This window comes from Geomonas diazotrophica, from assembly GCF_019063885.1.
GTDB classification, from domain to species: domain Bacteria; phylum Desulfobacterota; class Desulfuromonadia; order Geobacterales; family Geobacteraceae; genus Geomonas; species Geomonas diazotrophica.
The window spans coordinates 1,108,146-1,122,801 of the sequence record NZ_CP077684.1 but is presented as its reverse complement, the minus strand read 5'-3'; the positions used below and the strand labels follow the sequence as shown (position 1 = coordinate 1,122,801).

11 protein-coding genes are annotated in these 14,656 nt (G+C 60.9%); 4 read left to right on the top strand and 7 right to left on the bottom strand.

What is annotated here, in order from left to right; genetic code table 11:
- Positions 1-18: 18 nt before the first annotated feature.
- Together KP003_RS04910 and KP003_RS04905 are read right to left on the bottom strand one after the other, a co-directional pair.
- Positions 19-1,089: a 3-methyl-2-oxobutanoate dehydrogenase subunit VorB gene (locus KP003_RS04910; RefSeq protein WP_216498334.1), complete on the bottom strand. Its 1,071-nt coding sequence runs from the start codon at positions 1,087-1,089 to the stop codon at positions 19-21.
- Between the two features lie 142 nt (positions 1,090-1,231).
- Complete coding sequence (locus tag KP003_RS04905; protein ID WP_216498335.1) at positions 1,232-1,435, bottom strand: 4Fe-4S binding protein; 204 nt, start codon at positions 1,433-1,435, stop codon at positions 1,232-1,234.
- 193 nt (positions 1,436-1,628) lie between these two features.
- Between KP003_RS04905 and KP003_RS04900 the strand changes: the two genes are divergently transcribed.
- Positions 1,629-2,135, top strand: a complete 507-nt coding sequence (locus KP003_RS04900; protein WP_216498336.1) for a Ros/MucR family transcriptional regulator — start codon at positions 1,629-1,631, stop codon at positions 2,133-2,135.
- 187 nt (positions 2,136-2,322) lie between these two features.
- On the opposite strand, the gene KP003_RS04895 is transcribed toward KP003_RS04900, so the two are convergent.
- Positions 2,323-3,111, bottom strand: coding sequence for a pseudouridine synthase (locus tag KP003_RS04895; protein WP_216498337.1), 789 nt, complete (start codon positions 3,109-3,111; stop codon positions 2,323-2,325).
- A gap of 219 nt (positions 3,112-3,330) precedes the next feature.
- Between KP003_RS04895 and KP003_RS04890 the strand changes: the two genes are divergently transcribed.
- Both KP003_RS04890 and KP003_RS04885 read left to right on the top strand, forming a co-directional pair.
- Positions 3,331-4,302 (top strand): beta-propeller fold lactonase family protein, encoded by a 972-nt coding sequence (locus KP003_RS04890; protein WP_217300418.1) that lies wholly within the window; start codon positions 3,331-3,333, stop codon positions 4,300-4,302.
- Positions 4,303-4,402: 100 nt separating this feature from the next.
- Positions 4,403-5,665 carry a DUF445 domain-containing protein gene (locus KP003_RS04885; RefSeq protein WP_217300417.1) on the top strand — a complete coding sequence of 421 codons (1,263 nt, stop codon included), beginning with the start codon at positions 4,403-4,405 and terminating at the stop codon, positions 5,663-5,665.
- 403 nt (positions 5,666-6,068) lie between these two features.
- Here KP003_RS04885 and KP003_RS04880 read toward each other — a convergent pair whose 3' ends face one another.
- Both KP003_RS04880 and dnaE read right to left on the bottom strand, forming a co-directional pair.
- On the bottom strand, positions 6,069-7,028 hold the full coding sequence (locus KP003_RS04880) for an acetyl-CoA carboxylase carboxyltransferase subunit alpha (protein WP_216790813.1): 960 nt from the start codon (positions 7,026-7,028) through the stop codon (positions 6,069-6,071).
- 51 nt (positions 7,029-7,079) lie between these two features.
- Positions 7,080-10,556: a DNA polymerase III subunit alpha gene (gene dnaE, locus KP003_RS04875; RefSeq protein ID WP_216498341.1), complete on the bottom strand. Its 3,477-nt coding sequence runs from the start codon at positions 10,554-10,556 to the stop codon at positions 7,080-7,082.
- Positions 10,557-10,806: 250 nt separating this feature from the next.
- Here dnaE and KP003_RS04870 point away from each other — a divergent pair, with 250 nt between their 5' ends.
- Positions 10,807-11,505, top strand: coding sequence for a pirin family protein (locus tag KP003_RS04870; protein WP_216498342.1), 699 nt, complete (start codon positions 10,807-10,809; stop codon positions 11,503-11,505).
- A 246-nt stretch (positions 11,506-11,751) separates the two neighbouring features.
- On the opposite strand, the gene hisS is transcribed toward KP003_RS04870, so the two are convergent.
- Together hisS and KP003_RS04860 are read right to left on the bottom strand one after the other, a co-directional pair.
- Complete coding sequence (gene hisS / locus KP003_RS04865; RefSeq protein ID WP_216498343.1) at positions 11,752-13,005, bottom strand: histidine--tRNA ligase; 1,254 nt, start codon at positions 13,003-13,005, stop codon at positions 11,752-11,754.
- A gap of 240 nt (positions 13,006-13,245) precedes the next feature.
- Complete coding sequence (locus tag KP003_RS04860; RefSeq protein WP_216498344.1) at positions 13,246-14,625, bottom strand: GGDEF domain-containing response regulator; 1,380 nt, start codon at positions 14,623-14,625, stop codon at positions 13,246-13,248.
- Positions 14,626-14,656 lie beyond the last annotated feature (31 nt).

Sequence of the window (14,656 nt, the reverse complement as noted above, 5' to 3'; positions counted from 1 at the left end):
ATCAACCCCTCTCCCGGCCTAGCGCGCCGTCCCCTCGTAGTTCTTCCTGATCACTTCGAGCAGCTCCTCCGGTGACGGAAGGGAGCCCGCTCCCGGCGGCCTGCCGTAGAAGGAGACCTGCGCTGCGGCACCAACGCTGAGACGGACGTCCTCGACCATCTGTCCGGTGTTGAGTTCAACGACGAGCACCTTGCCGGCTCGTCCCGCGGCTTGCGCCAGCGCCTTCTCGGGGAACGGGAACAGGGTGACCGGACGGAACAGCCCCACCTTCATCCCCTCCGCGCGCGCCATGGTCACTGCGGTGTGGGCGATCCGGGAGACGGAGCCGAATCCGGCGACGATGAGGCGGGCGTCTGCGGTCTCGTACTCCTCCGAGATGCACTCCTTCTCCTTCATCACCTGGTACTTGGCGTGCAGGTGCCAGTTGTGGGCCTCCAGCTCCCCGTCGCCCAGGAACAGGGACTTGACCACGCGCTGCTCAGCCCCGCTCTTGCCGCGCACCTCCCACCCCTTGGCCGGGAGCTCGCGAACCGGACGCGGGTTGGGAACCAGCGCCTCCTTCATCTGGCCGATGACGGAATCGCCGAGGAGCATGACCGGGGTACGGTACAGGTCGGCCAGGTCGAAGGCGTGCATGGTGAGGTCGTACATCTCCTGGACGGAGTTGGGGGCGAGGACCGGGATGTGATAGCCGCCATGGCCGCCGCCTTTCACGCATTGAAAGTAGTCCGACTGGGAGGCGTCGATGCCGCCGAGACCGGGACCGGAACGGGATATGTTGATGATGACCCCGGGGAGCTCGGCTCCGGCCATGTAGGAGATCCCTTCCTGCTTAAGCGAGATGCCGGGGCTCGAGGAGGAGGTCATGGCGCGCGCACCGGTTGCGGAGGCACCCAGCAGCATGTTGATAGCCCCTATCTCGCTCTCGGCCTGGATGAACTCGCCGTTCAGCCCGGGCAGTTCGCGGGAAAGGTATTCCGGTATATCGCTTTGCGGTGTGATGGGATATCCGAAGTAGTAACGGCAGCCGGCCTCTACTGCGCCCATGGCAGCGGCCTCGTTTCCCTTGACAAAAAGCCGTTTAGACAATTGACCCTCCCACGGATCCTGCCGACCGAGGTGAAGCACCGAGGTGGAACACCGAGGTCAACGCGGCACGGTCGCTGCCCGCGCGGCGGCCGGTCGCTCAATCAGCAGGTAAAACTGATTATTAAAGTGTTAGCGGAAATGATTATTTGAACACGGTTATGGCAACATCGGGACAGATTTCGGCGCAGAGAGCACACCCGGTACACTGCTCCAGATCGGGAGCCTCGGCCGGAGCATACCCCTGGATATTGACCTTCTCGCAAAGCCTGATCAGCTTCTTCGGGCACGCAATGGTGCAGATACCGCACCCCTTGCAGCGCATTTCGTCTATTACAATTCTCCCCATGCCTTAAATCCCCTCATTGTCTCCTGGCCTACTCCGACCATGCAATCAGCGCTGGAAACTAGCAGAAATTTGTGAAGCCAGTCAACTTTTTTGTTTACACTTGTGATTTATCACTTGCTTTTGAACCTGTGTATAGTTTAATAATAAGCGTCTAATTTGCGCACCTTAAAACTCTAAAAGGAGGAGCGAAACGATGGCATCATCACTGCTCGAATTGACGGCAAGCATAGTCTCTTCACATGCCTCGGTTACAGAGATGTCAGGCGAAGATTTGCTTCTTGAACTGCAGAAGGTGCACGGCGCCCTGCAGAAGCTCGAAGTGGAAACCGGTGAGGGGGTGGAAAGGGGCGAGGGCAAAGGGCCTGCCGTTCCCCTGAAAAAGGCGTTCCAGCCTGATCAGGTGAGCTGCATGCTCTGCGGCAAGAGCGGCATGAAGACCCTCGCACGCCACCTGGCACAGGTGCATGGCATCAAGCCCGGCGAGTACCGCAAGCAGTTCGGTATTCCCAGCAACCAGGCCTTGACCGCGAAGAACTTCTCCGAGGCGCGCAGGAGGATGGCGCAAGAGAAGGGGCTGGCGGACAACCTGGCGAAAGCGCGCGCCGTACGGGCGGCGAAGTTGGCCGCCAAAGGTGGTGCCGAAAAAAAGCCCGCGAAGACGCCGCGCGCGCCGAAACAAAAGCAGCAGATGAGCGCGTGACACGACATGCGATGATGCCTGCTTGCTTTCAGTGGGACGGTTCGGGTTTTCCGGAGCCGGAACGGGACGATTCCGGCGGGAGCTGCCCGGTCTGACGACTCCCCGTGCTTGCAGCTTTGAATATATGTGAAAAAAGCCGCCTCCCAGGCGGCTTTTCTTCTGTTGGACTGCCGGCTCAAGAGAAGCTTCACCTGCGCGGTGCGGTCTTTCTCCTTGCCACTACTCCCGTTTTCCTGGGGCCGCGTCCGGTGCCGCTTGGGACAGTCTTCCGCCTGAGTTTCGCCACCTCTTCGGCGCTCAAATGCCTGAACTCCCCGGGCTTCATGTCGCCGATCTCGAGGAAGTCGTAGCGCGACCTCTTCAGACGCACCACGTTCAGCCCCACCGCCTCGCACATGCGCCGCACCTGGCGGTAGCGCCCCTCGTGGATGGTGATCGATATCCAGGAGTTGTTCTCGCTTTCGCTCACCGGAAGCACCTTGGCGGGGGCAGTCATGCCGTCCTCAAGCTGCACCCCTTCGGTGAGCTTCCGGATCTGCTCAGCGGAGACGCGGCCGCTCACCCGCACCAGGTATCCCTTGTCAACCTCGTGGCTCGGGTGCATCAGCATGTTGGCGAACGCCCCGTCGTTGGTCAGAAGCAACAGACCTTCGGTGTTGTAATCCAGACGCCCCACGGGGTAGACGCGTTCCTTGATCCCCTTCAGGAGGTCGGTGACGATGGGACGCCCCTCGGGGTCCTTCATGGTGGTCATGTAGCCGACCGGCTTGTAGAGGAGCAGGTAGACCCGCATCTCGGTCACCAAAATGGGCTTGCCGTCCACGGTGATGGTGTCGCTGTCGGGATCGGCCTTGGTTCCCAGCTCGGTGACCACGACGCCGTTCACGGCCACTCTCCCCGCGGCGATGATGGTTTCAGACTCGCGCCTGGAGGCGATTCCGGCCTGCGAAAGTATCTTTTGCAAACGCTCCTGCATCTGTTCTCCTTACCCGGATCTTCCCGGTTTACTAAACGAAGCTACTCATAACATGGTGCTGTAGCAACCGCAAGCTTTAAGCCTTCGATGCCCGTGCCTGCCATCGCCGCCAAAGATTATAGATTTCCAATCACACTTTGATACCCTTGCTTGGTTTGAGATCGGATACCCCGGCGTCGCGGCGCCACGACTTACCCATCACAAAGGAGACTCCCGCACATGACCAATCCCTACCGAAGAAACGGCCAGCAGTACCTCTACTTCTCCCAGAAAACAGGCGACAGCGTGTGCGTCATGGACATCGGCAAAGACAGGCCGAGGTTGGTGGAGACCATCAAGGTGGGCATCCAGCCGGAACGGCTCGTCACCAACAGGAGCAAGACGCGGCTGTATGTCGTTAACCGGGGATCGGACAGTATCAGCATAATAGACACGACGACCGCCCCCATGGGGATCATTGCCACCCTGTCGCTGGGGGCGGAACCCTACGCGGTATCGGTGGACCCCGAACAGACCAGGGTATTCGTCAGCTGCGGACCGATGGATGCCGGCAGCATCAAGATCGTCGACCTGACCGTCACCCCCCCGGTGCTGAGAAGCACCACGCCCGTGCGGGGCATAGTGTTCCGAGGCATGGCAGTGTCGCCTGACGGCAAACGCCTGTTCGTAGCCGGCGGCCTCAAGGACGACACCATCAACGACAGCCTCTCAGTCTACGACATCACCGGCAGCACGCCGGTACTGATAGCCGCCGTGGCCGGGCAGAACGAAAGTCCGGAATTCGTCTACGTCAACCCGACAGGCTCGTTTGCCATCGCGAGCTTCAGGCAGGGGGGGGTAAACGTCTTCGATGCGGCCGCCACCCCGCCGGTGCTGCTGTCGACGGTAGGCAGCGGCGAGGTGAACGGCTCGGCGCTGAGCCCCGACGGACGCCTGCTTCTCATGGGCTATGCCGAACCCGCAGGGGGACAAGGGAACTACGCGGTTTATGACGTCTCGACCATCCCCTTGGGCACCGGCCTCTTTTTCACCAGCGCCTATGCGCCCGGGCCGATGACCTTCAGCGCTGATGGGGCGCGGCTGTACATGGTGAGCGGCAACGAGCTGGTAACCTTCGACATGACCATGCACCCGCCCGAAGTGGCAAACCACGTCACGGTTACCGGACCGGCAGGAGGCATCACCATTTGAGATCAGTGCAATTCTGGTTATTGCCTTGTTTCCGGCAACCTGATAAAAAGGTGGGCCGCCATCGGCAACCGAAACGCCAGGAAACAAGGAGTAGCAACAGATGGATACCAGACACACAGCACTTAAAAGAAACAAGACCATTGCCGGCGCCCTATTGGTGGGCGCCGCGCTGCTTTTCATCGTGGCACGGCTCAACCACGGCACAGGGGCCTGGGGCTGGGTCGCCGCCTTCGCGGAGGCCGCCATGGTAGGCGCTCTCGCCGACTGGTTCGCCGTGGTCGCGCTGTTCCGGCACCCGCTGGGGCTCCCCATACCGCACACCGCCATCGTGGCGGAAAAGAAGGAGAGCATCGCCGACAACATGGGGCGCTTCATCCAGGAGAAGTTTCTCGCCACCGATGTCCTGGTAGAGCGGATGCGGGAATTCGATCCGGCCGGGCACCTTTGCAACTACCTCCTCTGCCGTGACAACGCCGAGGGGATGGCCAGGGGCATCTCCCGCGTCCTCTCGGAGTCCATCGAATTCCTCGAGGACGAGCGTGTCAACAAGGTGGTGAGCGCGGCCCTAGGCGAGCGCATCGATAAATTCGACGCGGCCACCTCGGCTGGCAACCTCCTGGAGGGCCTGAGGAAGGAGAGCAGGCACCAGGTGGTGCTCGACGAGCTATTGAAGCGCCTGGGGGGGTGGCTGGCGACGCCGGAATCTCAGGAGAAGGTTGCGGTTGCCCTCGACAACTGGGTGGATGCCGAGTACCCCCTTTTGAGCAAGTTCATTCCGAACCGTCCCCAGTTCTCCCGCAACGCCGGCGAAAAGATCGTGCAGAAGGTGAGCGGGTTCCTGGACGCGGTCAACGCTGACCCGACCCACGAACTGCGGCACGAATTCGACCGTGCAGTGGGCGATTTCATCGTGAAGCTGAAACACGACGAGGGGATGAGGACCAAGGTGGCAGAACTGAAGCTGGAACTGGCCAACAACCAGCAGATCTCCCACTACGCGAAGAGTTTAGTCGGCGACCTGAAGAACTGGATGGTGCAGGACCTGGATCGGGAGCACTCCAACATCCAGAAGAAGGTTGCCGACGCGGCTGTGGCGCTGGGAAACACGCTTTCCCATAGCGGCGAGCTGAAAGATTCCATCAACGAGCACCTGGAGGGGGTGGTGAAAAGGTACGCAGGCGATCTGAGAAGCGGCCTCGCCAGACACATCTCCGGGACGGTGAAGGAGTGGGAGAACGAGGAATTCGTGAACGAGATCGAGCTCAGCATCGGGTCGGACCTGCAGTTTATCAGGATGAACGGAACCCTGGTAGGGGGCATGATCGGCATCCTGCTGCATGCAGCATCGCTGCTTCTCGACTGACCCTTCTGATCGCGGCACCCAAAAGGCCAAAGCTGCAGGCCTTTCAAGCGGAGCGGCCACACGAAGAGACGAAGTAAAGAAGGGGGCACGGCTAACATGGCCATGCCCCCTTCATTCCATCATCACATCACATCATCAGTTCATTACTTCAATTCACTACAGCATCGCGTCATGCTGCTCCAGGGCAAATACCCAGTCCGACCGCAATCTGCTACGTTGAACCAACCGACCTCTCCAGATATGCATACCGAACCAGAATTGGCGGGCCGGAGATGTACTCTGACAATGAACCAGGAGTAGACGCAGCAATTCGCGACACCAGCATTTGGGGCGCCGATAGACCACAAAAAAGGCGCACCCCGTTTACGGGGTGCGCCTTTTTTTAAGTTATTTAAACAGACAACTACTCGGCGAAGCGGCTCATCTTCCTGAACTTCTGGTAACGCTGCTCGATCAGTTCCTCTGCGGGAATCGCCTTCAGCTCCTTCAGGTTCCTGGAAAGGGCCTCGTGCAGATTCTTCGCCATCGCCTCGTGGTCACGGTGCGCGCCGCCGGCCGGCTCGGGAACGATCTCGTCGATGACTTCGAGATCCTTGATGTCCTTGGCGGTGAGCTTGAGCGCCTCGGCGGCCTGGGCTCCCTTGGTGCCGTCGGACCAGAGGATCGCAGCGCAACCTTCCGGGGAGATGACGGCGTACACCGAGTGCTGCAGCATCAGGATCCGGTCGCCCACGGCGATGGCGAGCGCGCCGCCGGAGCCACCCTCGCCGGTGATCACGACGATGATGGGCACGGTGAGGCGGGACATTTCCCTCAGGTTCCTGGCGATCGCCTCGGCCTGGCCCCGCTCCTCGGCGCCGATGCCGGGGAAGGCGCCCGGGGTGTCGACGAAGGTGATGATCGGGAGCTTGAAGCGCTCGGCCATCTCCATCAGGCGCAGCGCCTTTCTGTACCCTTCCGGGTTGGGCATGCCGAAGTTGCGGAACACCTTCTCCTTGGTGTCGCGTCCCTTCTGGTGCCCGATCACCATGACCGGCTCGCCGTCGAGCCTGGCCAGGCCGCCCACTATGGCGTGGTCGTCGCCGAAGTTGCGGTCGCCGTGCAGTTCGACGAACTCGGTGAAGATGAGGCTCAGGTAGTCGAGGGTGAAGGGACGGTTGATATGGCGGGCCACCTGGGCCGTCTGCCAGCGGGAAAGGTTGGCAAACATCTCTTGGCGCATCCTCTCGGCCTTCTCCTCGAGTTTGGCGACCTCGGCGGAGAGATCGACCCCTTCGGTGGAAAATGCCAGCAGTTCCTGGATCTTCTTGTCCAGTTCCGCCAGCGGCTTCTCAAAATCAAGATAGCTTTGCTGCAGTGCCATATATCTCTATCTCCTTGGTTTCAAATAAAAATAACCACATACGTCCTGAGGCTACTCGAAGGACACGGCATTATAGCCGAAGAGGTTACTCACTTCCACTGTTAATTCTTCGCTGGCCGCCACTTTGTATACATCGGAGAGCCGGATGGTGACTCGCGAACTGTTCTCAATGTCAAGGTGCAGGAAGCTGCGGCAGATCCCCTGGTACCGGGAGATGATCTCTTTGAGCGTCTTGAGCTTCCCGGGATCGGCCTCCTTGGCGTCGATGGTGAAGTTCACCCTGCGTGTCTCGCGCTCGACCAGGTCGCGCAAGAGAACGATGTCGCTGGCCATGATCTTGGCCCCCTTCTCGCCGTGCTCGACCGTGCCGGTTACGTGCACCGGGTCGTCGCCCTTGAGGAACTCCGAGCAGCGCGCATAGACGTCGGAGAATACCACCACCTCCAGCGAACCGATCAGATCCTCGAGGGTGACGAAACCCATCCGGTCCCCCTTCTTGGTCATGATCTCCTTAAGGCTCGCCGGTACTCCGCAGATCTTCACCTCGCTCTTGTCCTTCGCCTCGTTGATGGTGAAACAGTCCACCGTGGAGAAGCGGCGCATGTCGGCCACGTAGCGGTCCAGGGGGTGGCCGGTAATGAAGAAACCGATCGCCTCTTTCTCGCAGCCGAGCCGGTACTTCTCGTCCCACTCCGGGATGTCGGGGAGCCGGTTACCCGACCCGGTGGAGCCGCGCTGGATTTCGGCCATGCCGAAGAGGGAGACCTGGGCGCTCTCGCGCTCCTGCTGCACGCGCTGTCCCTGAGCTGCGGCGTCATCCAGGACTGCCGTGAGCTGTGAGCGCTTGGCCCCGGTGCAGTCGAAGGCGCCACTTTTGATGAGCGCTTCTATGACCCTCTTGTTGCAACGGCGCAGGTCGACCCGCTCGCAGAAATCGAAGATGTCCTTGAAAGGCTCGTTGCCGCGGGCTTCCAGGATGGCCTCTATGGCCCCCTCCCCCACGTTCTTGACGGCACCAAGGCCGAAGCGCATCGCGGTGTCGAGCACCCGGAAGGAGCGCAGCGACTCGTTGATGTCAGGCGGAAGCACCTCGATGCCCATCTCGCGGCAATCGCCGATGCTCTTGATCACCTTGTCGGTGTTGCTCATGTCCTCGGTAAGGAGGGCTGCCATGAACTCGACCGGGTAGTGCGCCTTCAGGTACGCGGTCTGGTAGGCGACGAGCGCGTAGGCGGCGGAGTGCGACTTGTTGAAGCCGTACTCGGCGAACTTCGCCATGAGGTCGAAGATGGCGGCGCACTTCTTGGAATCGAGGCCCAGCTTTTCGGACCCCTCCATGAACTTCAGGCGCTCCTTCGCCATCTGCTCGGCGTCCTTCTTACCCATGGCGCGGCGCAAGAGATCCGCGCCGCCCAGCGAGTAACCGGCTAAGGAACGGGAGATCTGCATGACCTGTTCCTGGTAGACGATGACGCCGTAGGTGTCCTTGAGGACCGGTTCGAGCTGCGGCAGGTCGTAGACGGTCTGCTTGCGGCCGTGCTTTCTCTCGATGAAGTCGTCCACCATGCCGGAGCCGAGCGGGCCCGGACGGTAGAGGGCGCAGACCGCGATGATGTCCTCGAAGCAGGAGGGCTTCAGCTTGACCAGGAGCTCCTTCATGCCGCTGGACTCGAGCTGGAAGACGCCGGTGGTGTTGCCGGCCTGCAGAAGCTTGTAGGTTTCCGGATCGTCGTCCGTCAAGAGCGTGATGTCGAAGTTGGGATCCTTGCCGTTACGGATGTGCTTGCAGGCGTTGTCGATGACCGTCAGGTTCTTGAGGCCGAGGAAGTCGAACTTCACCAGGCCGACCTTCTCCACGTACTTCATCGAGTACTGGGTGGTCAGCGAGCCGGTCTTCTGGTCCTTGTAGACCGGGCAGAATTCCTCCATCTGCCTCGGTGCGACAACGAGACCCGCGGCGTGGGTCGAGATGTGGCGGGCGAGTCCTTCCAGACGCAGGGCGACGGTCATGACCTCGTTCACCTTCGCGTCGGCCGCCATCAGCTCCTTTATCTTGGGCTCCTGCTCGATCGCCTTGTCCAGCGTGATGCCCAAAACCTCGGGGACCAGCTTGGCGATCTTGTCCACGTCGGCGAAGGTGAGGTCCAGGGCGCGCCCCACGTCGCGGATGACGCCGCGGGCGGCCATGGTACCGAAGGCGGCGATCTGGCACACCTTCTCCCTGCCGTAGCGCTCGACCATGTACTGGATCACCTCTTCGCGGCGGTCCTGGCAGAAGTCGACGTCGATATCCGGCATGGAGATACGTTCGGGATTGAGGAATCGCTCGAACAGCAGGTTGTACGGCATCGGATCGATGTCGGTGATCCTGATGCAGAAGGCGACCAGCGAGCCGGCCGCGGAGCCCCTGCCAGGCCCGACGGGGATGCCGTGGTCTTTGGCCCAGTTGATGAAGTCCGCAACGATCAGGAAGTAGCCCGGGAACCCCATGTGCTTGATACAGTCCAGCTCGATGCGCAGGCGGTCGTGGTAGGCCTGCTCCTGCTCGGGGGTCAGGTTTGGGTACTTGATCTTGATCTTCTCGAGGCGCAGCTTGAGACCTTCGATGGACTCGCGCTCCAGCTGCTGGTCGAGAGTCTCCCCCGGCGGCGCCTCGTAAGCCGGGAAGTGGTAGGTCTTGAAGTCGAACTCGTAGTGGCAGCGCTCGGCGATCTTGACCGTGTTTTCCAGCGCCTCCGGGCAGTAGTGGAAGTCCCGCGCCATCTCCTCGGGGCTCTTCACGTAGAACGCCTCGGTGGTGAAACGCATCCGGCTCGGGTCGCTCATGGTCTTGCCGGTCTGGATGCAGAGCAGGATCTCGTGCGCCTTGGCGTCTTCCTTGTTGAGGTAGTGGCAGTCGTTGGTGGCGACCAGCGGCAGGTTCAGCTCGCGCGCGATCTCCATCACGCGACGGTTGGCGATGGTCTGCTCGGGGAGCCCGTTCTCCTGGATCTCCAGGTAGTAGCTCCCCGGGAACATGTCCGCGTACCAGATGGCGGCGGCCTTGGCCTCGTCCATCTTGTTCCTGCCGGCGAGATAGGCGATCTCGCCCTGGAGGCAGGCGGAGAGGCAGATCAGGCCTTCCCGGTGCTTCTCCAGCAGTTCCTTGTCGATGCGGGGGCGGCGGTAGAAGCCATCCTTGTAACCGGCGGAAGTGAGGTAACAGAGGTTCTTGAAGCCGGTCATGTTCTCGGCCAGCAGGATGAGGTGGTAGCTGGTGACCGGATCAGCCGCGGTGGGGGCTTTCTTGTCCAGGCGGGAGCCCGGGGCGATGTAGACCTCGCACCCGAGTATCGGCCTGATTCCCTTATCCTGGGCCTTCAGGAAGAATTCGAGTGAGCCGAACATGTTGCCGTGGTCGGTAACGGCCACCGCGGGCATGTGGTATTCCTTGGCCTTTTTGACCAAGTCGCCGATACGGATGGCGCCGTCCAGCAGGGAGTACTGGGAGTGGAGATGGAGATGTACGAAATTGGCTGGTGCATCCATAAATCGAAGGCCCTAACTAAAAGCGAAACTGATTGATTTGAAAAGACAAAAGGAGCCGTGACTCAGCGGGCTCCAGTTGCTGATGAACAATAAAAATAAGGGAAGTTTTAGCACTAGGCGGCTGTCGATGTAAAGGCCAAAGTATGCGCCCCTGTTGACAAACAGGGAGGATATAATTTAATATCAAATCATACAAGGTCAAACAGTTTGGCTTTCGTAAGGATTCGTGAAACTTAGGCAGGAGGACGCCATGATCACCATCAGAAGAGCAAACGACAGGGGCCACGCCGACCACGGTTGGCTCAACACCTACCACACCTTTTCCTTCGCCGACTATTACGACCCGCGTCACATGGGGTTCAGGAACCTGCGAGTCATCAACGAGGACCGCGTCAGGCCGGGCGTGGGCTTTCCCACCCACCCGCACAGCGACATGGAGATCATCTCGTACGTGCTGGAAGGTGCGCTCGCGCACCGCGACAGCATGGGGACCGGCTCGGTGATACGCCCCGGCGACGTGCAACGGATGAGCGCAGGCACCGGCATCACCCATAGCGAGTTCAACCACAGCAAAGAGGAGCCGCTGCACTTTTACCAGATCTGGATACTGCCGAAGCGGGCCGGGATCACCCCGAGCTACGAGCAGAAGTTCTTCTCGGATGAGGAGAAACGGGGGAGCCTCAGGCTGATCGCCTCACCGGATGGGCGCGACGGTTCCGTCACCATCAACCAGGATGCCAGGCTGTACGCCACGCTCCTGGACGCCGGCGACGAGATCGTGCATCGCCTACCGGCGGGACAGCACGCCTGGGTGCAGTTGGCGCGGGGGAAGGTGTTGCTGAATGGCCATCTTCTGGAGGCAGGAGACGGGGCGGCGGTCAACAGCGAAGAACTGCTGCGCCTGACGGGGAAGGAGGCGAGCGAGTTGCTTCTTTTCGAACTGCCGTAAGCGGCTGGTACGATGCAAACACCAACGCGGCAGGACAGCCCCCTGATCGAGTCGGGAAGCCAGTCCTGCCGCGTTCTGTTTTGGGACCCCGTCCCCCTCCGGGGGAGGGTGGCCGATGGCCGGGTGAGGGAGCCGGCACTGCAGCACTATCTTGGTACACCGCCCTCACCCCACCCCTCTCCCAGCGGTAGAGGGAGAGGGGGCAGGAGGGGGAGTTTGCTGTCGGGTAAAACTGCCCTTGAAAGATTAGGCCCCGCCGGTCATGGCGGCCTGGATGCTCGCCGCATCGAGCGCCACTTCGTCCTGCGTACCGCCGTCCATGTTTTTCAGCGGCGCGGTGCCGCGAGCCAACTCGTCGCCGCCGATGATCAGGGTGAAGCGGGAGTTGAACTTGTCGGCGCGCCTCATCTGGCTCTTCAGGCTTTTGCCTTCGTAGTCGATCTCGACGGCAAAACCCAGGCGCTGCAGGGCGCTCATCAGTCGGAACGCCTCGGGATGCGCCTCGTCCCCAAGTGCTGCGATGAAGAGATCCGGACGGCGCGAAAAATCCTTCTCGGCCAAAAGGAGCGCCACGCGCTCGACGCCCATGGCGAAGCCGATACCGGGGATCTGCGGACCGCCGATGGAGGAGATCAGACCGTCGTAACGACCGCCGGCGGCGACGGCGCTCTGCGCCCCCAGCATGGTGGTGACCATCTCGAAGGTGGTCCTGGTGTAGTAGTCGAGGCCGCGCACCATGCGCTGGTTGATGCTGTAGGGGGTGCCGACCAGTTCCAGGTGTTTCCTCGTCTTGTCGAAGTGGTCGCTGCACTCGGCACAGAGGTGGTCAAGCATCGAAGGCGCCCCCTGGGTCGCCTCCTGGCAGCCGGCGGATTTGCAGTCCAGCGCCCGCAGCGGGTTGGTATCGTAGCGACGTTTGCAGTCGTCACAGAGCTTGTCGATGCGGTCGAGCAGGAACTTCTTGAGCGCCTCGCGGTAAGCGGGACGGCAGCAAGGGCAGCCCAGCGAGTTGATCTGCAGCGAAGGCTCGGTAAGCCCCAGTTCCTGGAAGAAATGGGTCAGCATGGTGAGCACCTGCGCGTCGACCGTCGGAGCGGCGACACCGGTGATCTCGGCGCCGATCTGGTGGAACTGGCGGTAGCGCCCCTTCTGCGGGCGCTCGTAACGGAACATCGGCCCCATGTAGTACAGGCGCGCAACCGGGTCCAGGGCGTGCATCTTGTGCTCGACGTAGGCGCGCATCACCGACGCGGTCCCCTCCGGGCGCATGGTGACCTTGTTGCCCCCTTTGTCCTCGAAGGAGTACATCTCCTTTTCCACGATGTCGGTGGCGTCGCCGATGGAGCGGCAGAACAGCTCGGTCTTCTCCAGGATCGGGATCCTGATCTCGGAAAGCCCGTAAAGCTCGAAAACCCGGCGCGCCGTGGCCTCGATGTGCTGCCACTTCTCGACCTCGCCCGGGAGGATGTCGTTGAAACCTTTAATGCCGGTGATTGCCACGATTAATCCCTCTCTTCACTCACGAAATAAAAAAACCGAACGACTTAACGCAGAGCCGCAAAGCCGCCAAGGCGCAAAGAAAAACTGACGCTGGGGGGGGGGGAAATCAAACCTAAAGCGTTGGGTTCACCTTTGCGACTTTGCGCCCCTGCGTCTTTGCGTTCAGTCTTTTTGGAAACAAAAAAAACCGGCGTAGACTACTGTCCGGTCCGTTGCAACGTTTTGTCGCCACCGCGCAGGTCAGGGAGGCGTGGACAGCCGTTCCGCATGGAAGGCCCGGTTCTTGCCGGCGCTCTTGCCGCGGTACATCGCCTGATCCGCCATCTCCAGCAGTTCCGCCTTGCTGGTGGCGTCATCGGGGGCGCAGGCGTAACCGAGGCTCACGGTGAGCTTGATGGCGAGACCGTCGGCCTTGGCAAAGGTATGCGCCTCGATGGTCTTCCTGATACGCTCGGCCACGATCGCGGACCCGTCCATCCCGGTCTCCACCAACACGATGGTGTACTCGTCGCCACCGTAGCGGATCACCGCATCGACGTCACGCACGCTCTTTCTGACCAGCGAACCGACCTCGCGCAGCACGCGGCTGCCGATCAGGTGGCCGAAATTGTCGTTCACCGACTTGAACAGGTCGATGTCGAGGAAGAGGATGCCGAGGTTGGAACCGTAGCGCTCGCAGCGCTTCAGTTCCCGCTCCAGCACCACGTCCAGGTAGCGGTAGTTGTACAGGCCGGTCAACTCGTCTATGTAAAGGAGATCCTTGGCGATGTTGTAACGTGCCGCGTTGTCCAGGGCCAGCGAGCCCTGGTCGAGCAGGAAGGAGATGTGTTTGCGGTTGATGTCCCTGGGCAGCAGGACGCCCGGGTCGTTGAACAGGATGATCACCCCCTGCAGCTCGGCCTTCTGCCGCAGGTAAACGCACATGGCCTCGGTGACTCCGTTGCCATAGTCGGCGTCCCCCGGGAGAAAGTTCCTCAGGAGCAGCAGGTTGGAGCTGCCGTCATCCCTAAGATCGCACTCGCTGATCACCGCCTGTCCCAGCAGGTGCGCGTTCAGCTCCTCGATCCCCTTCAGCTCGCGCAGCATGAGCTGACCGTTGTCGCTGAAATAGCCGAGCGCCCGGGTGACACCCACTTCCTTCACCACGGCATCGGTGAGCATCGAGTAGATACGGTCGAGTTCGAGGCAGTTGGCGATGTTCTGGCTCACCTGGAACAGGTTGACCAGTCCCTTCAGCTCGAGGTTCTCGTCCAGGAGCCTGCGCTGCTCCATGCAGTGGGCTACTATGTGGCGGAACTCGTCCTGGTTGATGGGCTTGATGAGATAGTCGGTGGCGCCGTTTTTAAGGGCGTATATGGCGGTTTCCACGTTTGCATGCCCGGTGACCATGATCACCGCAGTAGCGGGATCGAGCCTCTTCACTTCGGAGAGGATGTCGAGGCCCGAGACGTCGCGCATCACCAGGTCGGTGACGACCAGGTGGTACCCCCCCTTGCCGATCATTTCCAGCGCCTCTTCCCCGGAGGCGGCCACTTCGACGCTATAGCCGTCTTCCTTGAGCAGATCTGTATAGACCTCCCGGAAAAAGCTGTCGTCTTCGACTAAAAGAATCCTCTCCATGCAACGGATCTCCTGGAATGTCGGGTTATAC